This window comes from Trinickia symbiotica, assembly GCF_002934455.1.
Taxonomy (GTDB): domain Bacteria; phylum Pseudomonadota; class Gammaproteobacteria; order Burkholderiales; family Burkholderiaceae; genus Trinickia; species Trinickia symbiotica.
This window is the reverse complement of record NZ_PTIR01000008.1, coordinates 76,308-102,673: the sequence shown is the minus strand read 5'-3', so window position 1 is coordinate 102,673 and position 26,366 is coordinate 76,308. Positions and strand designations below refer to the sequence as shown.

The window sequence follows — 26,366 nt, the reverse complement described above, 5'->3', positions numbered from 1 at the left end:
GACGAAATGCCGACCGAGCAGTGGCGCCCCTCAGCGAACCCGTGGCTCATCGCCGTCGTCGTCACGTTGGCGGCGTTCATGGAGATCCTCGACACGACGATCGTCAACGTCGCGTTGCCGCACATCGCGGGGACGATGTCGTCGAGCTACGACCAGGCAACATGGACGCTTACTTCCTATCTCGTCGCGAACGGCATCGTGCTGCCGATCTCGGCGTTCCTCGCGCGGCTCATCGGCCGCAAACGCTACTTCATGCTCTGCATCGTCTCGTTCACCGTCTGCTCGTTTCTCTGCGGCATCGCGACGAATTTAGGAGAACTTATCGTATTTCGCGTGCTGCAAGGGTTCTTCGGCGGCGGCTTGCAACCGAATCAGCAGTCGATCATTCTCGATACCTTCCCCCCCGCCCAGCGAAACCGCGCGTTTTCGATTTCGGCCGTGGCGATCGTCGTCGCCCCGGTGCTCGGGCCGACGCTCGGCGGCTGGATCACGGATCACTTCACCTGGCGCTGGGTGTTCCTGCTCAACGTGCCCGTCGGCATCGTCGCGACGCTCGGCGTACAGGCGCTCGTCGAGGATCCGCCGTGGGCCCGCAAAAGCGGCGAAAAGCTGTCGATCGACTATATCGGCATCGCGCTTTTGGCCGTGGGCCTCGGCTGTCTTCAGGTCATGCTCGATCGGGGCGAGGACGAAGACTGGTTCGGCTCGGGCTTCATTCGCACGTTCGCGGCGCTGGCGGCAATCGGGATCGTTGGCGCTTCGCTCTGGCTCAGCTATGCGAAGCACCCGGTCGTGCGGCTCGACGTGATGAAGGACCGAAACTTCGCGCTCGGCTGCGCCGCCATGTCGGCGTTCGCGATGATCCTTTACGGCAGCGCGGTGCTGATTCCGCAACTGGCCCAGCAGCACCTCGGCTACACGGCGACGTTGGCGGGCCTCGTGCTATCTCCCGGGGCCGTGCTGATCACGATGGAGATCCCGATCGTGAGCCGCCTGATGCCTGTCATCGAAACGCGTTTCATCATCGCTTTCGGCTTCGCGGTGCTGGCGGCCGCGCTCGCGTACACGCACACGCTCGCACCGGACATCGACTACGAGACGCTCGTCAAAATGCGCCTCGCGCAATCCGTCGCCATCGGCTGCCTCTTCGTGCCGATCACATCGATCGCCTATCTGAGCATACCGCCCGATCTCAACAACGATGCCTCCGCGCTGTTTACGATGTTCCGCAACGTCTTCGGATCGGTGGGTATTTCCGTCTCCACCGCGCTCGTGCGGGAACGGACTCAGGCACGCATGGCGCACTTGTCTCCGCATATGTCGACGCTTTCGCAGAACTTCGTCGATGCGACGCACGAGCGTGCCGCGGCAATCACGAGCTTCGTCGGTCAGCCTCCCGCGCTGGCCGCGCAAACGGCCAACGGAATGATGTATCAGACGTATATCGAGCAGGCATCGATGCTCGCCTATATCGACGTGTTCGCGATGCTGACGATCCTGTGCGCCGTCTGCGTGCCCTTCATGTTCTTCTTTTCGCCCGGAAAGGCGGCCGGTGGCGGGGGGCATTGAGCGATGGCGACGACGAAGAGACGCTCCGCACGCTCGTTGCGTTGCCCGCTCGGCCTGCTGCTTACGGTTGCCGCCACGCTGGCCGCGTGCACCGTCGGTCCCGACTTCCGCCCGCCGGACGCGCATGCCCCCGCCGGATGGCACGACCTGCAGCGCGACGATAAGGCGGCAACGGCGGGGGCGGCGCGGCACGAATCGCCCGTCGTTGTCGATGCCGACCCGGATCCGCGCTGGTGGCATGGGTTTCAGGACCCGATGTTGGACCGGCTGATCGAGCGCGCGCGGGCTGGCAATCTCGACTTGCAGCAAGCGGTCCTGCGTATCGCCGAGGCTCGTATCCAGGTGCAATCGACGGCGGCGCAAGGACTGCCCAACCTGCGCGCGAGCGCACGCTATCAGCGCGAACAACTCGGGCTCAAAGGGCTTCTCCAAGAGAATGGAATTTACGACGATGCGGACAGACTCGCGCAGCCGGGTTCGCCTATCGATAAAATCTCCCCGGGTGCCGGTGCCGCCGCCGGTAACGGCCTGAAAAACGCACTCAATAACCTGAGTTCGCCCATCAATCTCTGGCAGGCCGGCTTCGATGCTTCGTGGGAGCTCGACTTTTTCGGCCGCGTGCGCCGTTCGGTCGAATCGGCGCAGGCTCAGGTTCAGGCGGCCGGCGAAAGCCGCAACGACGCGCTGCTTTCGCTCGAGGCCGAGGTGGCCCAAACCTATTTGCAACTGCGCGGGGCGCAAGCGGGATACGACCTCGCGAAGCAACTCGTCGACGATGCTCAGCAAACGCTGCGGCTCACGCAAAGTCAGGCGTCGGTCGGACTCGCGAGCGCGCTCGACGTGAAGCAGGCCGCCGCGCAAGTTGCCGAAACCGAAGCACAACTGCCGCCTTACGACGGTCAGATCGTCCAAGCCGAGAACGGGCTCGCGCTGCTCGTGGGCGCACCGCCCGGTTCGCTCGACGCTGAGCTGGAGCGGCACGAAGCGGTCCCGCCGGTACCTCCGAGCGTCTCGATCGGCCTTCCCGCGACGCTTGCGCGGCGCAGACCGGATATTCGCCAGGCGGAGGCGCAACTGCATGCGGCAACGGCGAACGTCGGCGTGGCCGTCGCGCAGTTCTTTCCCGACATTTCGCTGACGGGACAAATCGGCACGCGCGCGCAATACTCGTCCGACCTCGCCCGCTGGTCCCATCTTTTCTATTCGTTCGGGCCCGCCATTTCGCTGCCGATTTTTTCGGGCGGCACGCTACGCGCGAATCTAAGACTCAGCAACGCGCGGGAAGCCGAGGCGGCGCTCAACTATCGCAAGACGGTGCTCGTCGCGCTGCGCGACGTCGACAATGCGCTCGCCGTCTACCGCAGCGATCTGGCTCACCGCGACGCACTCGGGCGCAGCGTCGATGCCGACCAATCGGCATTCGATCTCGCGCGCGAACGCTATGCGAAGGGGTTCAGCACGTTCATTCAGGTCCTCGATGCTCAAACTCGCCTTGCGCAGGCGAAGCAGCAATACGTGCAGGCTACGACCCAAGTCGCGACCGATCTCGTCGCGCTCTACAAAGCGCTGGGCGGCGGATGGCAGCAAACATGACGAATTGGGCCGGCAGGCGGCATGCCGCTTGCTGATTGGTTCACGTTCGTAAGCATTCCCTTCGCAGAACCACGATGAACGCACATCAGGATTCGCCCGCCAACTCAGCACCCGGCGCCACGCCGATCAAAGACGCTTCCGACGACTCTCACGCCGCGACGGATACCACCCCTATCGCGGCCGTGCGCGCGCGGCCCTATAAAATTCCGACCGATCTGCCGGAAGCGGATGGCACGTTCGAATGGAATGCGACGACGATCGTCGTCGTCGAAATCGATGCGGGCGGCTGCACCGGGCTCGGCTATACCTATACCGATGCCAGCGCGGCGAGCCTCATCGTCGATACGCTCGCTCCCGAACTCCTGCATGCGGACGCGAGGCGCATCCGCGCGCTTTCACTGAAACTCTGGCGGCGCGTGCGCAACCTCGGCCGCTCCGGGCTCGCGGCGACCGCCATCTCGGCCATCGACTGCGCGCTCTGGGACCTCAATGCACGGCTCGTCGAAGTCCCGCTCGTGCGCCTGCTGGGCGGCAGGGCGCGCGAATGCGTGCCGATCTACGGGAGCGGCGGCTTCACGAGCTATACCGACGCACAACTGCGCGAGCAATTCGTGCGATGGGTCGAGAACGACGGCTGCCGGGCGGTGAAGATGAAAGTCGGCAGCGATCCCGCGCGCGATCCGCAACGCGTGAAAGCGGCGCGCGACGCCATCGGCGAGCGCCAGCTTTTCGTCGATGCAAATGGCGCGCTCACCGTCAAGCAAGCACTCGACTGTGCCGAGCGTTTCGCGCAGCACGGGGTTTCCTGGTTCGAAGAACCTGTCTCATCGGACGATCTCGCCGGACTCAATGCGGTGCGGTGCGCAGCGCCTGCGTCGATGGATATCGCGGCCGGCGAATACGGTTATACGGCCGATGATTTTCGTCACATGCTCGAGGCCGAAGCAGTCGACGTCATGCAGGCGGATTTGACTCGCTGCGGCGGCGTGACGGGTTTTCTGCAAGCGGCTGACCTTTGCGATGCCTGGCACATCCCGCTTTCCGCGCATTGCGCGCCGGCGTTGCATCTCCACGTTGCCGCGGCGGCGCCGCGCCTGCGTCACCAGGAATGGTTCCACGACCACGTTCGCATCGAATCGATGCTGTTCGACGGCGCGCCGCGTCCGCGGGACGGCGCGATCATGCCCGATCTGTCACGCCCCGGCTGCGGTCTCGAGTTCAAGCGCCGCGACGCCGAGCGCTACGCGATATGAGCGCGCGGACGTTACGATGAGCCGATCATACGACGGACTGCTCACGGGGCTGGGCATTGCAGCAGGCATCGCTGGCGGAATCATCGCCGCCAGGGCATTCACGAAACCAGCGCGCCGCGATGCCCTCGCGCGGCGGGGTGCCAAAGCGGTCGTGCCGGCAATCGTCGAGCACGCTCGAGCGCGCCCTTCAGCGGAATTCGCCGCGCATATCGCCGCGGCGCGCGCTTTCAACCGCAGCTCAGCGTTGCTTGCGTGGTCGGCGCTCACCGATTCGGCCATCGAGCACTACCGCGGCTCGTATATGAATCCGGGCATGTTCGTGCCGCTTGCAGCGGGGGCAATGACGCTGATCGCCGGCATCCACGGCGGCGCCGACCGCCTCGAGAGCACCCACAGCCTGCGCCGCGCGGTGTACATGGGCGCGGCGGGCGTGGGCATCGCCGGCACGGGTTTTCACCTCTACAACGTGCTGAAACGGCCCGGGGGTTGGAGCTGGCACAACCTCTTTTACGGGGCGCCGCTCGGCGCGCCGATGGCGCTGTTCTTATCGGGCACGCTCGGCGCGGTCGGCGAGAGGCTGCGCGACGAGCCCTCCTACGATCCGCGCCTCTTCGGGATGCCGGCCGGCAAGGCGCTCGCACTGCTCGCGGCCGCGGGACTCGTCGGCACCGTCGGCGAAGTGGGCCTCCTGCATTTCCGCGGCGCATTTCAGCACCGCGCCATGTATGCGCCCGTCGCCGTGCCGCCGGTTGCGGCCGCGTTGCTTCTGCGCGCAGCGCTCGCCACACCGCGCGAGCGCTGGTGGACACGTCTATGGCTGCGCGTCACGGCCGCGCTGGGCGCGATCGGCGTTGCGTTCCATACACGCGGTGTCGCGCGGCAACAAGGCGGCTGGCGCAACTGGTCGCAGAACGTGCTGAACGGGCCGCCGCTACCCGCGCCGCCGAGCTTCACCGCGCTTGCCACGGCCGGGCTCGCGGCATTGCGATTGCGCGAAACGGAGTTGCCTGAAAGGGGAGGCCGCCAATCATGAACGAACCCGCTCGGTCGCGCTATCCGGGCTACGACGTGCTGGCGAAGCGCGATACGCCCTCGTGGGACGATGCGACGCGCGCCATCATCGAGAAACGTCTGGCGCAACCGAATGCGCCGCGCTTTTGCACCGACACCGAATGGCGAGCGCTTTGCGCACTCGCGGCCGTCATCGTGCCGCAATCGCTCGACGAGTCCGTCGACGCCGAACATCGACGCTTCGCGCCGCCGCGCGTACCGGTGGCAGGGCTCGTCGATACGAAGCTCGCCGACGATGCCCGCGACGGCTACCGCGACGCGCGCCTGCCGCCGCTGCGAGAAGCCTGGCGAACCGGTCTCGCCGCGATCGATGAGGAAAGCCGCGCACGTCATCACGCGGCTTTCGCGGACCTGAGCGAAGAGGCTCAACGCGATCTGCTTTCCCGCATGCAGCGCGGCGAGCTCGATCATCCGTCGTGGCGGGGCATGCCGTGCGACGTTTTTTTCAGTCTTCGTCTGCTGCACGACATCGGCTCCGCCTACTACTCGCATCCTCACGCCTGGAGCGAGATCGGCTTCGGCGGCCCGGCCAATCCGCGCGGGTATGTCCGCATGCAGGCCAATCGGCGCGACCCTTGGGAAGCCGTCGAAGCGCGCCCGGGCCGCGAGGCGCAAGCTGCAAAGGGGAACGCCCGTGCTCGATGACGCGATGCATACGCCGCGCGGCAAGAATGGCCGCGCGCCCGACGTCTTTTCGATCGGCGGCTGGGTGCCGATGCGCGAGTACCCCGTCGACGAGCCTGTCGATTTCGCGATTATCGGCACCGGTGCGGGCGGCGGAACACTCGCTTGCCGGCTCGCCGAGCAAGGCTTTTCGGTCGTGGCTTTCGATGCCGGCGCATGGTGGCGCCCGCTCGAGGAATTCGCGTCGGACGAGACGCATCAAGCGAAGCTTTACTGGACCGATGACCGCATTTGCGACGGCGACTGGCCGCTGAAGCTCGGCAGCAACAACAGCGGACGCGCGGTAGGCGGCAGCATGGTGCACTTCGCGATGGTCTCGCTGCGCTTTCGCCCCGAATGGTTCAAGTCGCGCAGCATGCTCGGCTATGGCGCGGACTGGCCCGTCGATTGGCGCGAAATGTGGCGCTACTACAGCTACGTCGAGGATGCGCTGAAGATATCCGGGCCCGTGCGCTATCCTTGGGGACCCGCGAGGCCCCGCTACCCTTACCGTGCGCACGAGCTCAATGAAGCGGCACTCGTCCTTGCGCGCGGCGCCGAAGCGCTCGGCATCCGCTGGTGCCCGACGCCGCTCGCAACGCTCTCCGCTCCACGCGGCCGCGCCCATCCCTGCGTCTATCGCGGATTCTGCGTGACCGGCTGCTCGACGAATGCGAAGCAAAGCGCGCTCGTTACGTGGATACCGCGCGCGGTTCGGGCCGGCGCGGAAATCCGCGACCTTGCCATGGTGGGCCGCATCGATGTCGGTTCGAATGATCGCTGCACGGGAATCGAATATTTCCGCGAGGGTCGCTGGCAATTTCAGCGCGCTCGCAACGTTGTCGTTGCCGGCTACGCGATCGAAACGCCGCGCCTCTTGCTGCTGTCCGCGACGTCGCGCTTTCCCGAAGGACTCGCGAACCGATCGTCAGGCCTCGTCGGCAAGAACCTGATGGTGCAGGCTAACCAGGCGGCGTGGGGGATCATGAACGAAGAGGTGCGCTGGTACAAGGGACCGCCTTCGCTCGCGATGACCGAGCACTGGAACTACACCGACGAAGGCAAGGACTTTTTCGGCGGCTATTGCTATATGAGCCAGGGCCCGTTGCCGAATGCTTGGGTTGCCGTGCAAAACGGGCGTGGCCTTTGGGGGCAGACACTCCATGATGAGATGGCGAAGTACAACCATCAGGCGGGGCTCAAGATGGTCGGCGAAACGATGCCGCAGGAGACGAATCGGGTCACGCTCGCGGACGAAAAGGATTCGCTCGGCCTTCCGATCGCGCGCGTGACGCATTCGTTCTGCGACAACGACAAGCGACTCATCGGTCACGCGCTCGACTTCATGGGGAAAGCGTTAGCGGCCGCCGGGGCTCGCGAAATATGGCTTCAAACCGACGACACGTGCCATTTGAACGGCACGGCACGCATGGGCGACGATCCACGCTCTAGCGTCGTCAACGCCGATTGCCGAAGCTGGGATATTCCCAACCTCTGGATTTGCGATGGCTCGGTGTTCCCGACCGTGGGGGGCGTGAACCCTTCGTTGACCATTCAGGCAATCGCCTGCAGAACGGCGGACCGTATCGCAGCGATGCGCGCACGTGGTGAATTGTAAAGGCCTGATGGATAGGGCTGTCCGTGGCATGCCCGTTGCGACAAATCAAAGGAGTGCACAAGTCCATTGTGGGGGAACCATCGTGCAAAATGCAGAGCAAAACCCGACCCAAGCGCAACAAAATGAAATAGCCGCAAAGAGTCCCGCCAAGACGCCGGCGGCCGGCACCGAGACGCCCGATGCCAAGACGCAGGCGCGCGAGTTCGGCAAAACGAAAGTTTCCACGTCGCCCCAGTCTGTCGCCGCGAAGAATCCGGCGCCGTTACCGCCGATCGAACACGGAACGTCGGGGGATGAGAGCGGCGACCCTGTCGAACGCGCAAACGCGCGGATCGCGTCCGTAGACAATAAGGGCATGGCAGCGTCCGGCAACACCGTGGATACCGACGGCAAGGGCCTCGAGGCCCGGCGTGAGGAATCTCAGTGGCAGGACAACATCGTCTACTCGAACGCGACGACCGAGAACTCCGTGCCGATACCGGACGAAGGTCTCGTCACCCTCGATACACGCGCCGGCGGCACGATGCCAGTGATCTCGACGCGCGAAGGGTGGCGCATCGAGCGGCGCGGCATCGTCGATATCGACAGCGTCAACGGCGCGCGCGGCGAGCAAGTTTTTTCGCTCGAGCGCGTGGAAGAAGGCGAAGGCGACGAGAAAAAGTAGCAAGCGCGAGGTGAAGACGGCGAAGTCTTAGTCTCAGCCGTTCTTCACCGATCCCGTCCTGCCTCGATCATCATTCGTGCCCATACCCAGCATGGCCGCGCGCCTTTCCTCTGAACACCCAGTACGACCAGACCACATACATGATGAGGATCGGCAACACGAACGCCGTGCCGATCATGAGAAACTCGTGCGTGACGGTCGACGATGCCGCGTCCCATAGCGTCATCGAGGGCGGCGCAATGTAGGGCCAAAGGCTGATCACGAGCCCCGTGAACGAAACGAAGAAGAGTCCCACCGAGCAGACGAAGGGCAGCACTTCGCGCTTGCCGCGCGCGCCCCAGACGAGCAGCGCGGCGAGCGCCACCGTCACGATCGGCACCGGCGAGAAGAATGCAATGTTGGGCCAGCTGAACCAACGCGCCTCGATGCGAGCGCTCATCAACGGCGTCCAGAGGCTCACCGCTGCAATAAAGATGAAGACGAGCACCATGACGCGCTGCGCGACGTCGCGCGCCCACTGCTGCAAATCGTGCTCGGTCTTCATGATGAGCCAGGTGGCGCCTTGGAGTGTGTAGCCGGCGATGAGCCCTAGGCCCGTGAAAATCGGAAACGGCCTGATCCAGTTCCAGCTCGTCCCGATGTATTGACCGTTCGCTTGCGGAAATCCCTCGACGAACATACCGAGCACCACGCCTTGCGCAAAGGTGGCAATCAGCGAACCGATGCAGAAGGCGACGTTCCATAGCGCCTTGTTCGCTTCGGGCACCCCGCGAAACTCGAACGCCACGCCGCGAAAGACGAGGCCGAGCAACATGATGAGTACCGGGAAGTAGACGGCCGGCACGACGATCGCAAATGCGCCCGGGAACGCCGCGAGCAACGCTGTGCCGCCCAGCACGAGCCAAGTCTCGTTGAAATCCCAGACGGGAGACACGGATTCGATCATGAGGTCGCGATCCGCCTCGGACTTGCGCAGCAAGAATAGAATTCCCACGCCGAGATCGAACCCGTCGAGCAGGATATACATCAGCACGCCGAAGCCGAGAATGGCCGCCCAAAGCGGTACGAGATCAAGCGGATGCATCGTCGCCTCCCGTGCCAGGAACGGACGCGGCTTCGTTGCGCGTCGAATCGGACGAACGCCCCACGGCCGACAGCGGCCTCGCCGCGCGCTTCTCGGGCTTGATTGCGGGCGGCTCCTCGGGCACGGTCGGGCCGATGTGCACCAGCCGCTTCATCAAGACGAGCCCGGAGCCGAAAATCACGATGTAGCAGATGACATAAAGCGCAAGCGACAGCGCGACATCGCCGGTTGTGAGCGACGGCGTCACCGAATCGGCCGTTCGCATCAATCCATAAACCGTCCAGGGCTGACGGCCCGCCTCGGTGGTCGTCCACCCGGCGATCACCGCGATGAATCCGATCGGCATGGCGGTGCGCGCGAGCGCGAGCCACGTCCGATTCTCGTAGAGCCTTCGTCCGCGCCAAAGCGCCAGGCCCCACACCACCACGACTAGCATCAATACCGCTATCAGCACCATGATATGAAAGGCGAAGAAGACGATCGGCACGACAGGCCGGTCTTCGCGCGGCCAGTCCTTCAAGCCGTGCACGAGCCCGTTCGGATCGTGTGTCAGATAGATGCTGCCAAGCATGGGAACGGAGATTTCGAAGTGATTGGTCTCTTCTTCGTCGTCGGGGATCGAGAATAGATTGGCCGGTATGCGCCGGCCCGTGTCCCACAGGCCTTCCATCGCGGCGATTTTCACGGGTTGGTACTTGAGCGTGTTGAGGCCGTGCGCATCGCCTAACGCGATCTGCAGCGGAACCATCACAGTCAGAAAAAAGAGCGCCATGCTGACCATGACGCGACTCTCTTCCGGAGCACGGCGCTTGAGCAGATAGTGCGCGCCCGTGCCCAATATGACGAAGGCCGTCGTCACGAGGAACGCAGTCACGGTATGAGCGAGCCGGTAAGGGAACGACGGCGTGAAGATCACGGCGAGCATGCTGTCGGGCACGAACTTGCCATCGACCATATGAAAGCCGCGTGGTGTTTGCATCCAGCTATTGACGGCCAGAATCCAAAAGGAAGACATGAGCGTGCCGAGCGCGACGAAGATCGCCGAGAACGCATGCGCCCACTGAGGCACGAGCTTGCGGCCGAACAACAACACGCCGAGGAATGCGGATTCGAGAAAAAACGCCGTCAGCACCTCGTAAGTCATCTGCGCGCCGATGGCACTCGACGCCGCGGCCGAGAAGCGACTCCAGTTCGTTCCGAACTGAAACGGCATGACGATTCCCGATACCACGCCCATGCCGAACGACACGGCAAAGATGCGAAGCCAGAAGACCGAGAGCCGGCGATAGACATCGCGTCCGGTCGCCCACCATAGCACTTCCAGCGTCGCGATGTAGCACGAAAGGCCGACGGTGAATGCGGGCAAAAGGATATGAAGCGCGATGACCCAGGCGAACTGCAGACGGGAAAGGACAAGTGCGCTCATGACAAGGGGACCGTTGTAACAACGAAAGGGAAAGCACGAGGCGGGTTGCAGCAAAGGCAATGCCGCTTGTGCGCACGCGCCGGCTCCGGCAATGAAACGGCGGCTACGCGCAGCGCACACAGCTTCATCGATAGAAGGTATGCGCGGCATGCGTCATGCAAGAGAACGCGAAGACGGATGCAAAAAGACGCGGACGCCGCGGGCTTAACGCATCCGTCGAGGAGAAGTTCGACTTCAAGGAGACTTGCCATGCCGCACTCCCCCTTGCCGAAAGTCGTCGTCGTGACCGGCGCGAGCGCCGGCGTCGGCCGTGCCGCGGCGCTCGCCTTCGCACGCGAGGGCGCCGATGTCGCGCTGATCGCTCGCGACGCGCATGCGCTCGAGGACACCGCCCAGGCTGCACGCGCATTGGGGGTCAAGGCGCTGCCGATTGCAATCGACGTGAGCCAGGCCGATGCCGTGGATGCAGCGGCCGAGCAAGTCGAAGACTCGCTCGGCCCGATCGATGTCTGGGTCAACAACGCAATGGTAACCGTATTCTCGCCGGTCGCACGCATCGCGCCGGCCGAGTTCGAGCGTGTAACGGACGTGACCTATCTCGGCTACGTCTGGGGGACGATGGCGGCACTCAAGCGGATGACCACACGCAATCGCGGGGTCATCGTCCAGGTTGGCTCGGCGCTCGCCTATCGAGCCATCCCCCTACAATCGGCTTACTGCGGGGCCAAGTTCGCCATTCGCGGCTTTACCGATGCCCTGCGATGTGAATTGGAGCATGAGAAAAGCGGCATACACGTGACAATGGTGCAGATGCCGGCGTTGAACACGCCGCAGTTCGACTGGGCCCTATGTCGCACGCCCGGCGCCCCGCGGCCCGTCGCGCCCGTCTATCAGCCCGAGGTCGCGGCGCGCGCGATCGTCTGGGCCGCGCTGCACCGGCGCCGCGAAATGTTCGTCGGGCTTTCTTCCATCAAGGCTATCCTCGCGACGAAGGTCGCGCCCGGTCTACTCGATCGCTATCTCGCGCGAAAGGCTTACGCGGCGCAGGAGCGCGACACACCGCCCGCCCCCGGCCGGCCGGTCGATCTGTGGCAGCCGGTCCACGGCGCGCACCGGATACGCGGTCGCTTCGATGCGGAGGCGAAAGAGACGTGCGCGTCGCTGCAACTGGACATGCATCGTGGCGCGATCGGAACGGCGCTCGGCCTCGCACTCGTGGCACTTATGGCGAGGCGTTGGGCGACGCGCCGTCCTTAGCGTGCGCAGCGTCCATTAGATTGCCGGCGAGCAGCACAGGACTCGCCCTCGGCGGAGTCCGACGCCCTGGGCCGGCCCCTGCTCATGCAAGCCGGCCGATCGGGCTTGTCGTTCTCATCTCACGATCGTCGGCCATCACTCCTTTTTGCCCGGCAGCACCGAAGCCATCACTTGCTTGGCGGTATCGGCGATGATGTGGCGCTCTTGCGGGTCGCCGTGCATGAGCGTTCGAGCGAAGTGACGCGCCTGCTGCAGCGTAACGTGAGGCGGCAGCGGCGGAACCTCGGGATCGGTCTTCACCTCGAGCACGACCGGCTGGCGCGCGGCCAACGCCTCGTCCCAAGCCGACGCGATTCCCTCCGCGCTATCGACGTAGATGCCCTTCAAGCCGATCAACTCGGCGAAGCGGTGAAACGGCACGTTCGGAATATCCTGAGAAGCTTCGAACTTCGGATCGCCCTCCATCACGCGTTGCTCCCACGTCACCTGATTGAGGTCTTCGTTGTTGAGCACCATGCAGATCCAACGCGGATCGGCCCAGCGCTTCCAGTATTTGGCGACGGTGATGAGCTCGGCCATGTTGTTCATCTGCATGGCCCCGTCACCGACCATCGCAATGACGGGCCGTCCCTGATGCGCGAACTTCGCGGCGATCGCGTAGGGCACCGCGGCGCCCATCGACGCGAGCCCGCCTGAAAGCGAGCACATCATGCCGCGCTGTATCTTGAGATCGCGCGCGTACCAGTTCGCGCACGAACCCGAATCGCTCGTCAGAATCACGTCATGCGGCAAGCGCGGAGAGAGCGTCGTAAACGGCAATTGCGGATTGACGCCGACCTTCGCCGCCTGGTGCGCGCGCTTGTCGAGCGTCTTCCACCAGTCGTCGGTCCAGCCGACTATGCGTTTGCGCCAGCTATCGTCGGTCTTCTGATCAAGCAGCGGCAGCAACGCACGGAGCGTTTCCGCTGTGTCTCCAACGAGATTCACTTCCATCGGATAACGCAGGCTCAGCATGCCAGGGTCGATGTCGATCTGTACGCCACGCGCTTCGCCTTCCTTCGGCAGGAATTCAGAGTAAGGGAAGCCGGATCCGATCATGAAGAACGTGTCGCAGCTCGTCATGAGCTCCCAGCTCGGTTTCGTGCCGAGCAAGCCGATGGATCCCGTCACCCATGGGTACTCGTCGGGAACCACGGCCTTGCCGAGCAGCGCCTTGGCGACGCCGGCTCCGAGCTTCTCGGCAACCGCGATGACCTCGTCGGTCGCATGCAGCGCGCCGGCGCCGACGAGCATCGCGACGCGACTACCAGCATTGAGCACATCGGCGGCCCGTGCGAGCTCGGCGGGCTGCGGCACGACACGCGGACGCGCATAGCCCACGCCCGAATGCGCCGTGCCGTGCTTGCGCGGCGGCGGCGAAAATTCGAGCTCCTGAAGATCGTTCGGCAGCACGATGGCGGTGACGCGGCGTTCGCCGAGCGCGATGCGCACCGCCCGGTCCACCATATGCCGCACCTGCATGGGAACGCTTGCCTGCTGCACGTACGAGCCCGCGACATCCTTCAGCATCGAGGTGATATCGATCTCCTGCTGATAGTGCGCGCCGAGCCCGGCGCGCGCCTGCTGTCCGCAGATGGCAAGCACCGGCATATGGTCGAGCCGGGCATCATAGAGCCCCGTGACGAGGTGAGCCGCGCCCGGGCCCGAGGTGGCGATGCAGACGCCGAGCTCGCCCGTGAACTTCGCATGGGCGCTTGCCATGAACGCCGCCATTTCCTCGTGGCGGGCCTGAATGAACTCGATTTTCCCTTCCGCTCGGTTGAGCGCGCCGAACACCCCGTTGATGCCGTCTCCGGGGAAGCCGTACATCCTGCGCACGCCCCATTGATGCAGTCTTTCAACGATGAAATCGCCTACCGTTTGCGCCATCTGTGCCTCCACATTGCGATGAGCCTAGCAATGCAAGGCGTGCAAGGACCGAGCCTGAACCGCGAAACGCCCGTGCGCAGCGACGGTCCGTCGGCCCCTGCGTCACAGCGGGCCGCTGAAGGCTACGATTCCATTCCCAGCCTGTCCCTCATCTCGCGCGTGATGCGCTGCCTGACGCGCGCATAGTCTTTCCACGGATCTTCCTTCAGCGCGTCGAGCCGCTCATGGACGTTCGCGACGTTCCATTGCGCGCCACCCGTCGTCTGTTCGACCTCGTCCCAGCCGAGCGGCACCGATACCCCCATTCCGGCCCTTGCGCGCGGCGAAAACGCGACGACGGTGCTCGAGCCGCGGTTATTGCGCAGATAGTCGATGAAGATCCGGCGACGCCGGTTTTGCGCGCCCATCTTCGCGCTGAATCGATCGGGCAACGTCGATGCCATATGCTGCGCCGCGGCCTGCGCGAACGCCTTCACTTCATCCCAGCCGGCCTGTTTCGCGATCGGCACAACGACGTGGAACCCTTTGCCGCCGCTCGTCTTGCACCAGGACCGAAGACCGAGTTCCTCGAGCAGCGATCGCGTCAGCAACGCCGCTTCTATCATGCGGTCCCAACCGAGCGCGGGATCGGGATCGAGATCGAACACGATCCGGTCGGGCTTCTCGAGGTTAGACGCCACGCCATTCCAGGTATGAAGCTCGACGGTCCCCATCTGCGCCACGCCGATCAGCGCCTGCAGGTTGTCGATCGTCAAGAGCGGCGGATGGCCCGGATCGAGACCTTCGTGCTGCGTGACGAACGGAATTTCGAGCCGGCTCGTGTGCTTTTGGAAGAACAGCTCCCCGTCGATGCCCTCTGGCGCGCGCACGAGCGCGAGCGGGCGGTCCTTCAAGTGCGGAAGGATCCATTGCGCAACCGATTCGAAGTAATGGACGAGGTCGATCTTGCGAGTATCCGTCGATTTGTCCATGACTCTATCTGGATGCGAGATCCGCACGCCGGCAATCGTTTCTTCGGCTGCGGCCTTTTTGCGCGCGCCGCCGCCCTCTGCCTTGCGGCGAGTCGATGCAGCCTTGCGCCCGGACGGCTCCGGCGACGCCTCGTCGTTCGTGGCTTGACCGCTCATATCGTCCCCTTTGCGCGGGCTTTCCTGCACGATGTCGTGCGCGGGCTTGTCGCTGCGCAAGCTGATGAACGAGGCTTGGCGTACGATTCCCTCGCTCGTCCATTCCGAGAAATTGCACTCGGCCACGAGTTCGGGCCGCACCCAATGAACGCGGGTGCGGCTGCGCTCACGCGGTACTTCGGCGAACGGCATCTGCTTGGCCTCGCGCGCGTCGAGCTCCTTCTTCACCGCGGCAAGCGTGGAGGTGTCGAACCCGGTGCCGACGCGTCCGGCATATTTCAGGTTCCCCTGTTTGTCGTAGACACCGAGCAGCAACGCACCGAAGCCCGAACGGCTTCCCGACGGCTCGCTATATCCGCCGATGACGAACTCTTGCCGACGGCGGCAGCGCAGCTTCACCCAACTGCCGCTGCGCCTCGATACATAGTGACTGTCGCGCTGCTTGCCGATGATCCCTTCGAGTCCCATATCGCAGGCGCTCTGCAGCATGTCGCCGGCATCGAGCGCGAAGTCTTCGGAGAAGCGGACGGTATCGCTCTCGACGCTCTCCATCAACGCGCGCAGCAGCGCGCGCCGCTGCACGAGCGGGACCTTGCGCAAGTCATACCCGTTCAGATAAGGCAGGTCGAAAAGAAAGAACGAGATCTGCTGAGGTTGTCTCGCATCGAACGCATTCTGCAATGCCTGAAAATTCGGCACGCCGCGCTCGTCGAGGACAGTGGCCTCCCCATCGATCCACGCCGTATCGACGCCGATCGCGGCCAGCGCTTCGGACTGCTTACCGAATTTCGCCGTCCAGTCGAGTCCGTTGCGCGTGAAGATCCGCACTGGCTTTTTGTCGCGCCGATCGATGCGCGCAAGCACCCGGTAGCCGTCGAACTTGATCTCGTAAGTCCAATCGTCGCCATGCGGAGGCGAATCGACCAGCGTGGCGAGCTGGGGCTTCAGCTCGGACGGCAACGGCGCCTTGACGGCCCCTTCGATCGCCGGATTCTGCGCGAGCTCGCGCAGCGAATCGGTGCTGCGCGTCGCGACGATGTCGGGGCGAGAGCTGCTCGCCCCGCCCGCATGGGGTGCTTTAGCGGGCACCGCCAGCTGCCCGGAAGCGCCTCGCGCGGCGCGGGTGGTCACGGCCTTTCCGTCATGCGCCGCGCGCGCACGCGGCTGCCCCAAAACGCTGCCGGGGCGCTCGGCAACGACGTCGAACTCCGCCTCGCCACGCGCTTCTTCGTCGCGCTCTTTGATCAGTAGCCATTGCTCCTTGTCGCCGCTGCCTCGCATGCCGCTCCTCACGAGGGCCCAGCCGCCGTGGAGCTTCTTGCCGTCCAGCCAGAATTTCAGCTTGCCGGCTTCATAGTCCTTGCGCGCTTGCTCCACACCGCCGACTGGCTCCCATGTACCGCGATCCCAGACGATCACGGTACCGGCGCCGTAGTTGCCCTGCGGTATCTCACCTTCGAACGAGCCGTATTCGAGCGGGTGATCTTCGACATGGACCGCGAGCCGCTTCACCGACGGGTCGAGACTCGGCCCCTTGGGGATCGCCCACGATCGCAGCGTGCCATCCAGTTCCAGCCGAAAATCGTAATGCAGGCGCCTCGCGTGGTGCTCCTGGATCACGTAAGAAAGCGCGCCGGGGGCATGCTTCGGTGCGGAATCCCCTCGGCCGCGCCGCGCGGAGCGCGCGCCGGATGGCTCCGGCGTGTCGTCGAAGCGCCGCTTTTTCCGGTAGGTTTCGAGTTTGTCCGACATCGTCGCCGCTCCGCTCGTTCGATTGGCTTACCCGCGCTCAGGCAGCATGCTTGCCCTTGCCGCGCCCGAGGCTGCGCTTGAGCAGTTCCGACAAATCGACGACGTCGGCCGTGGCGCGCGTGCGTGCCGGCGCCTTGGCACCCTCGCTGATCTCGCTGGTCTTACCCTCGCGCACCTTTTTGTCGACGAGGGCCAGGATGTCCTCTCGAAACGTGTCATGGTATTCGGAGGGATTCCATGTTTCGGTCATGTCCTCGATGAGCTTTTTTGCCATGTCGATTTCACGCTCGGATACGCCCGCCGTCTTGGCGTCTTCCGGCGGCACCGAGAGATCGTCGATGGGCAGAACCTCGCCTCCCCACCGCAGCGTGTTCAACGCGAGGATGGGCCCCGCTGGAATCAGCGCGGCCAGATGCTGCTTGTTGTGCAGCACCACATTGGCGATGCCGATCTTCCCCGATTGCGCCAGCGCTTCGCGCAACAGCGCATAGGCCTTCTTGCCCTGGCGCTCGGGCACCAGGTAATAAGGGGTGTCCAGATAGAGAAAGGAGACCGTATAGGCTTCGACGAACGAAAGAATATCGATCGTCTGCGTCGATTCAGGGCTCGCCGCGCGGATTTCCTCGTCGGCAAGTAACACGTAGTGGCCCTTCTCGTACTCGAAGCCACGCACGATGTTCTCGCGCTTCACCTCTTTTCCAGTGCGCTTATTGATCTGCTTATAGCCGACCGGGTCGGCTGTTTCCTTGTCGATCAGATTGAAGCTCGTGCGCTCGGGGCGCGTTGCGGGATGCAATTGCACCGGCACGTTGACGAGGCCGAAACTGATCGCCCCTTTCCAGATAATGCGTGACATGGCGGCTCCTTCTCATCGGTACCTGTTCACGCAACAGGCAACTGAAGGTTAATGCATCAAATGCGCCAACGCATGGAACGGTTGAGCACCCACCATTCGATCGACGGGTCCGGCGATGGGCCGGCCGCTTTCACCTGCGCGGCCGGCCGTGGCCCGAACGTCATCGGAAGACACCAATCAACAGCGTCGCGAGGAAAATGACGAGGAAAATGAAGAACAGTATCTTCGCGATCTCGGCGGCGCCGGCGGCAATGCCCGTAAAGCCGAACACGGCGGCGATGAGCGCGACGATGAAAAAGATGACGGCGTATCGAAGCATGTCTTCCTCCTGGGTTGAAGTGCGGCGCACCAGTAGCGTTGCTGCTTCATGGGCGGCGCAACCGACTGGCGGCATTCTCGGCAGCAACAACAATCAGGTCTGCAAGGCTCGTGCCCGTCGGATTCGCGGCACGCGCCGCCACTCGGCGGCTAATCTGTCGCGGCCTCGCGCCCGCTCCATCGGGCGAAAGCATCTACCGATTCGCGCGCGGCTCTTGCCGAGGGGCGGGGGCGGGGCCGGCGCCGCTGCCCGCCGCGTCGATCGGCTCGACGTCCTTCGTCGGATCGAAATCGGCCCAACGGCCGTCCTGCCAGCGCCCGTGTGCGCGTTCGATCTCGAGGCTTCCGGCCTCGCGAAGCACGCGCGCCGCTGTCTGCTGGTTGTCCGGATTCACGTGTACGGCGAGCAGCACGCCCGAATCGCGCGACTCGTGAGGCACCGCATGATCGGGCACCTTTCCGCCACCCGCCGTATGCGTCATCGCACCGATCAGCGAACCGACATAGGCGCCGATCCCCGCCGCCACGGCAAGCACCAGAAACGGCGCGGACATCACGCCGAACAGCGCGACCCCGATGATGGCGCCCAACACGCCGCCGATCAGCCCGCCCTTGCCCGCACCGACGGAGGCACGCGCGGCCTGCGGGTCGGCATACTCGTCGCCGCCGACCGGATACCGCGCATGCTGGCCGCGCGGATTGACGAAGAAGAGCGTGACGTCCTCTTCGATGAAGCCGTTCTCGAAGATGCGCCGGGCCGCCGCTTGCGCGTCGGCGAACGTCGTGAACCGGCCAGCCACGATCAGCGACATGACATGTCCTCCTGCTCTTTGCTCGTCGATTTCAAACCGCAGCCAGGAAGCGCCGGGCGGGCATTAGTTCGTTCAACCCGCGTGTCCTCGCTGCTCCAGGGACTCTATGATCTTCCTGTTGAACGCGGGAATGTCGGAGGGCTTGCGGCTCGTGATGAGATTGTCGTCCTGGACGACTTCTTCATCGACCCAGCTCGCCCCCGCGTTCCGCAAGTCGTCTTGCAAGCTCGGCCAACTCGTCATCGTATGGCCCTTCACGATGCCGGCCGAAATGGGCAACCAGCCGCCGTGGCAAATCACGGCAACCGTCTTATGCGCGGCATCGATCTCGCGCACGAACGCTTGCGCTTCGGGTATCGTGCGCATCGCGTCGCCGTTCACCACGCCGCCCGGCAGCACGACCGCGTCATAGTCGTCCGGGCGAACCTGGTCGAAGGTCGCGTCGACGGTCACCATGCCCCCACGGTCCGTATGGCGAAAGCCCTGGATCTGGCCGGGCTTTTTCGATATCACATGCACCATCGCGCCGGCTTCCGTCAACGCCCGCTTCGGCTCGACGAGTTCCGCTTCCTCGAATCCGTCCGTCGCCAGGATCGCGATCTTGCACCCTTCCAGCTTCTTAGTCATGAGTCGAACTCCTCGAACAAGTGACGAAATACTGAATCAGAAATACTGAATCATTCTCGTCCTCCGAACCGAGTCAGCAAGCGTGGTGCCCAGCCTGGCGCCCCGCACAGCCTCTGCCTCGTTCGTCATTTCGCCTTGCGCTCCGCCGGCAATCCAGCGAGCAGATCGGCCATATCGTCGGCATGCTCCTCTTCCTGCGCGAGGATCGTTTCCATCACGCGGCGCGACGTCGGATCCTTGTCGCCGAGATACTCGACGATCTCTCGATAGCTATCGATCGCCACGCGCTCGGCCACGAGGTCTTCCTTGATCATGTCGGCGAGCGACGTGCCTTCGACGTATTCAGCATGGCTGCGCGTCAGCAGCCCATCCGGCGAGAAGTTCGGCTCGCCGCCCAATTGCACGATCCGTTCGGCGAGCAAATCGGAATGCTCCAGCTCCTCGTTCGCATGCTCCAGGAATTCGTCGGCGACGCTCTTCGAATCGATGCCCTTCGCCATGAAATAGTGGCGCCGATAGCGCAGCGTGCAGACGATCTCGGTAGCCAACGCATCGTTGAGCAGCTTCACGACGGTGTCGCGGTCCGCCTTGTAGCCTGCCGTCACCGCGCCCTCGTCGATATGCTCGCGGGCCCGCTTGCGAATCTCTTTGACGTCGGTCAAGAACGGTTGTTGATTAGCCATGATCCCTCCATCGGTTTACATACAGAAAGTGAAACATCGGCAGCGTCGGGCGCGGCACGCTCGTGCGCCGCACCATCAATGGGTCCAGGCATCTAACGTGCCAGTCCGCGCGAATGAGCCAAGCGCCGGTGCGGCGGACCCGGGCACGCACGTTGCATCGAAGCTTCCATTCATTTGCTACATCCACTCATTCATTCCGTTTGTCAGAAAGGGATACTGATGACTCGCAGCTCCACCCCGCACGCGTCGACGCGTCATCGCTCGGGCCGGCCCCCGCGCCAACGCCATGAGCAGGCCAGTGCGAGCAAGAACAAGGAGTCCGCTAAAAGCGGCGGCAAGCCACGTCGCTGGTCGCACGAGGTCATGCAAAAGAGCGACGCGCTCGATCTCGAGCCGGGCATCTTCAAGTCGGGCAACGCCGACGAAATCGCTCAATCGCTCAAGCGCTCGTCGCTCGCGAGCCGCAGGCGCCGCGGCACGCCGTTCCAGTCGGCCATGTCGATGCTGAATTTCTACGTCAATCGCGCGGGGAGAAACTTGCCGAAATCTCAGCGCAAAGTGCTCGAAAACGCCAAGGGCAAGTTGCGCGAAGCGTTCGGCCGTCCCAAGTAACGCGCGGTCCACGCGGTATACCGCATGCACGAAGCCATCTGGTTCCTCGTCGTCGGCGGGATATGCGTCGCGATGGGCGTCGCGAGCTCGTTCGTCAAGCGATTGCCGCTGACGGGCGCGATGCTCTACATGGCCGCGGGGTTCGCCCTCGGCCCCGCCGGGGCCGGCATGCTCTCGCTCGATATCGTCCGCGATGCGCATCTCGTGCGCGTGCTCAGCGAAATTGCACTGCTTGCGTCGCTGTTCGCCATCGGCTTGCGGCTGCGGCTGCCGCTGTCCGATAGACTTTGGACGCTCCCGCTGCGTCTCGGTTTGCTCGGCATGGCGATCACGATCCCGATGATCGTCATCGCCGGCGTATGGGTCCTCGGTCTGTCGTGGCCGCTGGCCCTGCTTCTGGCGGCCATGCTGTCGCCCACCGACCCCGTGCTCGCTCACGATGTGCAGGTGCGCGACGCAAACGATCTCGATACCGTCCGGTTCGCGCTATCGGGCGAGGGCGGCCTCAACGACGGAATCGCTCAGCCCTTCACCATCATCGCACTGATGCTCTGCGCGGGCTCGCTCGCCCATCCAAGCAGGGGACAGGTGTTCGCGCTAGCCGGCGAAACGCTCTGGGGGCTCTTGGGCGGCATCGCGATCGGCGGCATTTTCGGCTTCGCCACGACGCATGCGGTGACCTGGCTGCGCACGAAGCACTCGCAAGCGCTTGGCCTCGAAGGATTCTTTGCGCTGGGGCTGATCGAATTGTCGTACGGGGCCGCGCAGCTCGCGCATGCCTTCGGGTTCCTCGCGGCATTCGCGGCCGGTGTGGCCATGCGCCGAGTCGAGCATCGGGCGACGGGCGAACGAACGCCGCAAGCCGCGATCGGATCGATCGATCCGGCCGACGTGGCCGCCACCGCCGCCGACCCCGAAAGCGCGCACGCTTACATGGCCGAGACGGTGCTGCGCTTCACGGTCGAAGTCGAGCGGATGGTCGAGATGGCCATGATGATCGTCGTGGGCAGTCTGCTCGCGACGCTGAACGGATCGCTTTTGACCTGGAGCAACGTCGCGCTCTTCCTCGTATTGTTCCTCGTGGTGCGGCCCGTCACGGTCGAGTTGTCGCTGCTCGGATCTCACGCTTCGCGCAAAGAGCGCGGACTGATGAGCTGGTTCGGGATCCGCGGCGTAGGCACCGTCTACTATCTCGCCGATGCGCTCGAGAAGAACCCAAGCAGCGATGTCAAAGCGCTCGCTCCGATCGCCCTCGCCATCGTGACGGCTTCGGTGCTCGTCCACGGCGTATCGGCCACACCGCTGATGCGGCGGTATCGCCGTTACCGCATGCACGAGGAAGCGGTGAAGCGCGACTGAATGTCGAGCCCAGACTTTCGATCATTCATTCACGGGCGCAGTCGGATTCGCCAACGTGCCGTAGGCGGGCGGTGCCTTCGGGTCGCTCGTCGTTTCGTCGATCACGCGCTCCACGTCCGCCGTTTTTGCAAGCTCGGCCAGGAACGCCTGTTTGTCGAAGCCGGGCGTCACGCAGCCTTGAACGACGATGAAACGGCGCTGCAGCGTCAGCCACAGCGTCGTGCCCTCCTTCCAGTGAGTGGAAGGCGCGATGAACGAAAGCCGCCTTTTGACCGAATCGGCGATTTCCTTGTCGTAAAGATAGCTGTTGGGCAGCCGGCATCGGCCTTCCCACCAACAGCTGTTGCCGCGCTCGATCCGGTAGTGACTCTGGGCAAGCCACTCCTCCTCCGTCTCGAGCGGCCCGAGCGGCGCCGGACAACGGCCAAGCGCGTGCGAAATCTGAAAGAAAGGATCGCCCCCGCGATTGACTCGCGGGTCTTCGGCTCGTGCGCAACCCCATGCAAGCAGCGACAGCAGAGCAAACGTGAACCCGACGCGGCGGCGGCTCTTCGGCGTTGTTGGACTCATCGGTGTCGGCCCCCGGAACGGCGAGTCGCGCGAGCGGCTAGCTAGAACCTCACGATTCGCGCGACTCGATCCCGCCCGATTTGATCACGCTCGTCGCGCTTTTGGCAACCGGGCTCAATGGTGATCGGCGCGCCCCTGGGTCGCGAACTCGAGGACGCGCAGGATGAGCTCTGGCGTCAGCGGCTTGGCGCAATGCGCGTCGAAGCCGGCTTCGCGAGCACGACGTCGGTCGTGTGAGGACGCATAGCCGCTGCACGCGATGAGGACGATTTCCGCCGTGATCGGATCGGCGCGCAACCGGCGCGCGAGTTCGAGCCCGTCGAGCCCGGGCATCGCGATGTCGAGCAAGGCGGCAAACGGCTGCCATTCTCGCGCGATCGCGCATGCGTCGAGCGGGTCGCTCGTCGCCCGGCATTCGAAGCCGTCAGCATCGAGCAAAAGTTGCAACGCCTCGGCAGCATCGCGGTAGTCGTCGACGACCAGTACGCGACGATGATCGGCCATCGCCGGCCGGAACGTCCGCCACAATACGACGTCTTGATTGGCTTCGCCGTCAGAAGAGTCGTTCAACTGGAGCTCCACGGTGCAGGGTCTGTGAGGCACGGGTATATTGCAATGCAAAATACGAACCCGCCTGATCCGGAACCGAAACGGCATGCGCATTGCTGTCGGTTCTGGCACGATTGATGTCGGAACCGAAGGGCCGATTTCAGCGACCCGGTAATCCACCAGCAAAATCGAAGAAGGAAAGCTCATGCCGACCTCAACCACGGTAGCGCGCGTCGCCCTCGCCGGCCTGCTGGGCGCAACACTGGCGCCGGCGCACGCGCAGACGCCCTCGCCCCTCGCTCAATGGCAGTACTCGGCTGGCATCACCCTGGAGCAGATGTTCGAGCCGGATCTTCCGAAGTGGCGCATCAGAATCGGGCCATCCGTGAGTTTCCAGCCGCGTTATGACGGCGCGGACAGCTACGTCGTGGTCGCCGGCCCAACTATCGACATTCGCTACCGCGACCTCTTTTTTCTCTCGACCGGAGAGGGCCTCGGCGTCAACGTGCTGAGGGGGCCGAACTGGCGTGCGGGCATCGCGATTTCCTACGATCTGGGCAGACGCGCGGCCGACGACATCGATCATTTGCACGGCATGAACAACATCAATCCGGCGCCATCCGCTCACTTGTTCGGCGAATATGTCGTGTCGAAATCGTTTCCGCTCGTCTTGCGGGCGGATTTGCGGCGCGACATCGGCGGCGACGACGGATGGGTGGGCGACCTCGGCGCCTACCTTCCGATGCCCGGCAGCTCCGAGAAATTCACGTGGTTCGCGGGCCCGACCGTCGAGTTCGCCGACGGCCGCTACATGAACAGCTGGTTCGGCATCAACGCCGCGCAATCGGCGCGCTCAGGCTACGCGCCGTACCATGCGTCCGCGGGCGTCAAGTCCGCGGGCCTCGGCGTCGCGGCGACCTGGATGCCGGCCAAGCACTGGTATGTCACCGGCAACGCGGCCTTCCAGCAGCTGTTCGGATCGGCCGCGCGCAGTCCGCTGACGCAGAAGGCAGGGGAAACGGCCCTCGACTTCTCGGTCGAATATGAATTCTGACGGTCGATGTAGGCGGTATCCGACAACGCCTCACGAAATCGCACAGCAATCGCGTCCGCCGCCGATTTCAATTCATGGCGCTTTGCACCACACTCGCGCCATGAATTCGCCTTCGCCCATCTCCGTCGTCAAAGTGCTCCTTGTCGAGGACTATGCACCCATCCGTGCGCAACTCGAGCAATGGGTGCTGACGATCCCGGGCGCGACAATCGTCGGCACCGCCGACAATCCCGATGATGCGCTCGATGTGATCGGTGCGACCCAACCTGATGTAGTCGTCGTCGATCTGCAGCTCAAGTCTGGCACGAGCGGTCTCACTGTACTCGAGTCGCTGCATGACCGTGCGCCGTCCGCGGTCGCGGTCGTATTGAGCAACCTCGTTTATCCGCAGATACGGCAGGCTTGTTTCGATCTCGGCGCACGCTACGTGCTCGATAAAGCGGGAGAAGCGTTTCGCCTGCGCGAAGCGATTCTCGACATCGCGGCGGGAAAGCGCCCGACGTAGCCGCGAAGTCCCCCGGGCAAGCTATTTGCGCGTTCGCGGCGAACGACGCGCAACGAACGGAGCTTGCAGATGGCAGACGGGACCGATGCACCGGTTGGCGAACGGCGGCGACTTGGCGGCTGGCTGCCGCAAGCCGAAGATCAGGTCGGCGCATTTAGGGAGGACTTGGCCCGCCGCGCGCGCGATCGGGCACGTAACGCACCTCGTGCCGAGGTGGTGCGAGATCTCGCGACGCTGATTCAGAACGACGCGGTATTGCGGATGAATCTCGTCCGCGCCATCGACGATGCCATCGCGGCAGGCTACCGGCTCGGCCACTCGACGATCGACGAACTCATCGCCATCATCGATTACCTGATGACGTACGCGCCGCCGTTCAGCGACTCGAGCCTCGTCCATTGTCCGCTCAACGCCGTGCTCGAGTGGCCGATGTGCATGCCGAGCGGCTACGCGTTCTTTCGCGATCCGGCGCTCAACCTGCAACTGAAACGTGTCCTCAACGCATGGTGCGGCTTCCTGTGCGGGCCTCATTCGCGCATGCATCTGCACGAGCGCCCGCCGGACGGCTGGTTCAGCCGGGAAGCCACCGAGAAAGTCGGCATCGATCAATTCGTATGCAGTCCTGATCAACCTCACTGGGGTTTCGCCTCATGGAACGCGTTTTTCACGCGTCAGTTCAAATCGGGCGCGCGCCCGGTCGCGAGCCCGGACGACGAGAAGCTCATCGTCAGCGCCTGCGAGGCGTCGCCTTACGCGATCAGCGGCGGGGCGAACATCCATGATCGCTTTTGGATCAAGTCGCAGCCGTATTCGCTGCAGGAAATGTTCACCCCGAGCCAACGCGAACTCGCGCAGCGCTTCGCGGGAGGCTCCGTCTACCAGGCGTTTCTGAGCGCATACAACTACCATCGCTGGCACGCGCCCGTCAGCGGCACCATTACGAAGGCATACCTCGTCGACGGCAGCTACTATTCCGCGCTCGAAGCGGAAGGCCCGGACCCGAACGGCCTCAACGATTCGCAAGGCTATACGACGTCGATCGCCACGCGCGCCGTCATCGTCATCGATTGCGACGTCCCCGAGATCGGGGAAGTCGGTTGCGTCTTCATCGGTATGGCGGAGGTATCGTCGTGCATCATCGACGTCATGCCGGGTCAACATGTCCGCAAGGGCGATGAACTCGGCTTCTTCCAATACGGCGGCTCGACGTATTGCCTCGTCTTCAAGGCGGACGTCATCGAGCGCTTCCTCGTCACGCCGCACTCCGGCGGCAAGGCGAAGCCGGTCCACGTGAACGCGCCGGTCGCGCAGGCACGATAGCGCGCCGCGAGAGCCGTTTCGTGGGTACAGCGAACCGGGAAGGCCGCGGCCCCGCCGTTCTCCGCCACAATCCATAGATCATTGGCAATTGCTGC

24 protein-coding genes are annotated in these 26,366 nt (G+C 64.0%); 13 read left to right on the top strand and 11 right to left on the bottom strand.

Translation table 11 applies throughout. The features are described from left to right. Positions 1-6 precede the first annotated feature (6 nt). From B0G57_RS13665 to B0G57_RS13635, 7 genes are all read left to right on the top strand, one after another. A complete protein-coding gene (locus tag B0G57_RS13665) occupies positions 7-1,569 on the top strand; it encodes a DHA2 family efflux MFS transporter permease subunit (RefSeq protein WP_018443930.1) in 1,563 nt (520 codons plus the stop codon). A gap of 3 nt (positions 1,570-1,572) precedes the next feature. Then, positions 1,573-3,162, top strand: a complete 1,590-nt coding sequence (locus tag B0G57_RS13660) for an efflux transporter outer membrane subunit (RefSeq protein ID WP_018443929.1) — start codon at positions 1,573-1,575, stop codon at positions 3,160-3,162. A gap of 74 nt (positions 3,163-3,236) precedes the next feature. Next, positions 3,237-4,415, top strand: a complete 1,179-nt coding sequence (locus B0G57_RS13655) for an enolase C-terminal domain-like protein (RefSeq protein WP_018443928.1) — start codon at positions 3,237-3,239, stop codon at positions 4,413-4,415. 16 nt (positions 4,416-4,431) lie between these two features. Beyond that, positions 4,432-5,448 (top strand): hypothetical protein, encoded by a 1,017-nt coding sequence (locus tag B0G57_RS13650; protein ID WP_018443927.1) that lies wholly within the window; start codon positions 4,432-4,434, stop codon positions 5,446-5,448. Beyond that, positions 5,445-6,131, top strand: coding sequence for a gluconate 2-dehydrogenase subunit 3 family protein (locus B0G57_RS13645; RefSeq protein ID WP_018443926.1), 687 nt, complete (start codon positions 5,445-5,447; stop codon positions 6,129-6,131). The genes B0G57_RS13650 and B0G57_RS13645 overlap by 4 nt, the downstream gene beginning before the upstream one ends. After that, positions 6,121-7,767 carry a GMC family oxidoreductase gene (locus tag B0G57_RS13640; RefSeq protein WP_018443925.1) on the top strand — a complete coding sequence of 549 codons (1,647 nt, stop codon included), beginning with the start codon at positions 6,121-6,123 and terminating at the stop codon, positions 7,765-7,767. The genes B0G57_RS13645 and B0G57_RS13640 overlap by 11 nt, the downstream gene beginning before the upstream one ends. Positions 7,768-7,849: 82 nt before the next feature. Beyond that, complete coding sequence (locus B0G57_RS13635; RefSeq protein ID WP_018443924.1) at positions 7,850-8,431, top strand: DUF3005 domain-containing protein; 582 nt, start codon at positions 7,850-7,852, stop codon at positions 8,429-8,431. Between the two features lie 70 nt (positions 8,432-8,501). Here B0G57_RS13635 and cydB read toward each other — a convergent pair whose 3' ends face one another. Further along, complete coding sequence (gene cydB / locus B0G57_RS13630) at positions 8,502-9,515, bottom strand: cytochrome d ubiquinol oxidase subunit II (RefSeq protein WP_018443923.1); 1,014 nt, start codon at positions 9,513-9,515, stop codon at positions 8,502-8,504. Then, the gene (locus B0G57_RS13625) at positions 9,502-10,941 is read right to left on the bottom strand and encodes a cytochrome ubiquinol oxidase subunit I (protein WP_018443922.1); all 1,440 of its coding nucleotides are present in this window, start codon (positions 10,939-10,941) and stop codon (positions 9,502-9,504) included. The genes cydB and B0G57_RS13625 overlap by 14 nt, the downstream gene beginning before the upstream one ends. A gap of 249 nt (positions 10,942-11,190) precedes the next feature. Between B0G57_RS13625 and B0G57_RS13620 the strand changes: the two genes are divergently transcribed. Then, positions 11,191-12,198 (top strand): SDR family oxidoreductase, encoded by a 1,008-nt coding sequence (locus B0G57_RS13620; protein ID WP_020566567.1) that lies wholly within the window; start codon positions 11,191-11,193, stop codon positions 12,196-12,198. A gap of 135 nt (positions 12,199-12,333) precedes the next feature. Here B0G57_RS13620 and B0G57_RS13615 read toward each other — a convergent pair whose 3' ends face one another. The 7 genes from B0G57_RS13615 to B0G57_RS13585 all read right to left on the bottom strand — a co-directional run bounded on the left by B0G57_RS13615 (position 12,334) and on the right by B0G57_RS13585 (position 20,302). Continuing rightward, the gene (locus B0G57_RS13615) at positions 12,334-14,127 is read right to left on the bottom strand and encodes a thiamine pyrophosphate-requiring protein (RefSeq protein WP_018443920.1); all 1,794 of its coding nucleotides are present in this window, start codon (positions 14,125-14,127) and stop codon (positions 12,334-12,336) included. Between the two features lie 122 nt (positions 14,128-14,249). Next, the gene (gene ligD, locus B0G57_RS13610; RefSeq protein ID WP_018443919.1) at positions 14,250-17,006 is read right to left on the bottom strand and encodes a DNA ligase D; all 2,757 of its coding nucleotides are present in this window, start codon (positions 17,004-17,006) and stop codon (positions 14,250-14,252) included. Positions 17,007-17,043: 37 nt separating this feature from the next. Beyond that, positions 17,044-17,862 carry a non-homologous end joining protein Ku gene (gene ku / locus B0G57_RS13605; protein ID WP_018443918.1) on the bottom strand — a complete coding sequence of 273 codons (819 nt, stop codon included), beginning with the start codon at positions 17,860-17,862 and terminating at the stop codon, positions 17,044-17,046. 160 nt (positions 17,863-18,022) lie between these two features. Next, positions 18,023-18,181 carry a DUF1328 domain-containing protein gene (locus B0G57_RS13600; RefSeq protein ID WP_018443916.1) on the bottom strand — a complete coding sequence of 53 codons (159 nt, stop codon included), beginning with the start codon at positions 18,179-18,181 and terminating at the stop codon, positions 18,023-18,025. A 193-nt stretch (positions 18,182-18,374) separates the two neighbouring features. Next, a complete protein-coding gene (locus tag B0G57_RS13595; protein WP_018443915.1) occupies positions 18,375-18,992 on the bottom strand; it encodes a hypothetical protein in 618 nt (205 codons plus the stop codon). A gap of 72 nt (positions 18,993-19,064) precedes the next feature. Continuing rightward, positions 19,065-19,619, bottom strand: a complete 555-nt coding sequence (locus B0G57_RS13590; RefSeq protein WP_018443914.1) for a type 1 glutamine amidotransferase domain-containing protein — start codon at positions 19,617-19,619, stop codon at positions 19,065-19,067. Positions 19,620-19,744: 125 nt separating this feature from the next. Next, the gene (locus B0G57_RS13585; protein WP_018443913.1) at positions 19,745-20,302 is read right to left on the bottom strand and encodes a ferritin-like domain-containing protein; all 558 of its coding nucleotides are present in this window, start codon (positions 20,300-20,302) and stop codon (positions 19,745-19,747) included. Between the two features lie 219 nt (positions 20,303-20,521). Here B0G57_RS13585 and B0G57_RS13580 point away from each other — a divergent pair, with 219 nt between their 5' ends. Beyond that, positions 20,522-20,914, top strand: coding sequence for a DUF3175 domain-containing protein (locus tag B0G57_RS13580; RefSeq protein WP_026230271.1), 393 nt, complete (start codon positions 20,522-20,524; stop codon positions 20,912-20,914). A 24-nt stretch (positions 20,915-20,938) separates the two neighbouring features. Beyond that, positions 20,939-22,273 (top strand): cation:proton antiporter domain-containing protein, encoded by a 1,335-nt coding sequence (locus tag B0G57_RS13575; protein WP_018443911.1) that lies wholly within the window; start codon positions 20,939-20,941, stop codon positions 22,271-22,273. Positions 22,274-22,294: 21 nt separating this feature from the next. Here B0G57_RS13575 and B0G57_RS13570 read toward each other — a convergent pair whose 3' ends face one another. Next, a complete protein-coding gene (locus tag B0G57_RS13570) occupies positions 22,295-22,843 on the bottom strand; it encodes a hypothetical protein (RefSeq protein ID WP_018443910.1) in 549 nt (182 codons plus the stop codon). 114 nt (positions 22,844-22,957) lie between these two features. Next, complete coding sequence (locus tag B0G57_RS13565; RefSeq protein WP_026230270.1) at positions 22,958-23,413, bottom strand: response regulator; 456 nt, start codon at positions 23,411-23,413, stop codon at positions 22,958-22,960. Between the two features lie 184 nt (positions 23,414-23,597). Between B0G57_RS13565 and B0G57_RS13560 the strand changes: the two genes are divergently transcribed. The 3 genes from B0G57_RS13560 to B0G57_RS13550 all read left to right on the top strand — a co-directional run bounded on the left by B0G57_RS13560 (position 23,598) and on the right by B0G57_RS13550 (position 26,271). Then, complete coding sequence (locus B0G57_RS13560; RefSeq protein ID WP_018443908.1) at positions 23,598-24,446, top strand: MipA/OmpV family protein; 849 nt, start codon at positions 23,598-23,600, stop codon at positions 24,444-24,446. 100 nt (positions 24,447-24,546) lie between these two features. Then, the gene (locus B0G57_RS13555; RefSeq protein WP_018443907.1) at positions 24,547-24,951 is read left to right on the top strand and encodes a response regulator transcription factor; all 405 of its coding nucleotides are present in this window, start codon (positions 24,547-24,549) and stop codon (positions 24,949-24,951) included. 69 nt (positions 24,952-25,020) lie between these two features. Further along, complete coding sequence (locus B0G57_RS13550) at positions 25,021-26,271, top strand: phosphatidylserine decarboxylase family protein (RefSeq protein ID WP_026230269.1); 1,251 nt, start codon at positions 25,021-25,023, stop codon at positions 26,269-26,271. Positions 26,272-26,366: the final 95 nt, after the last annotated feature.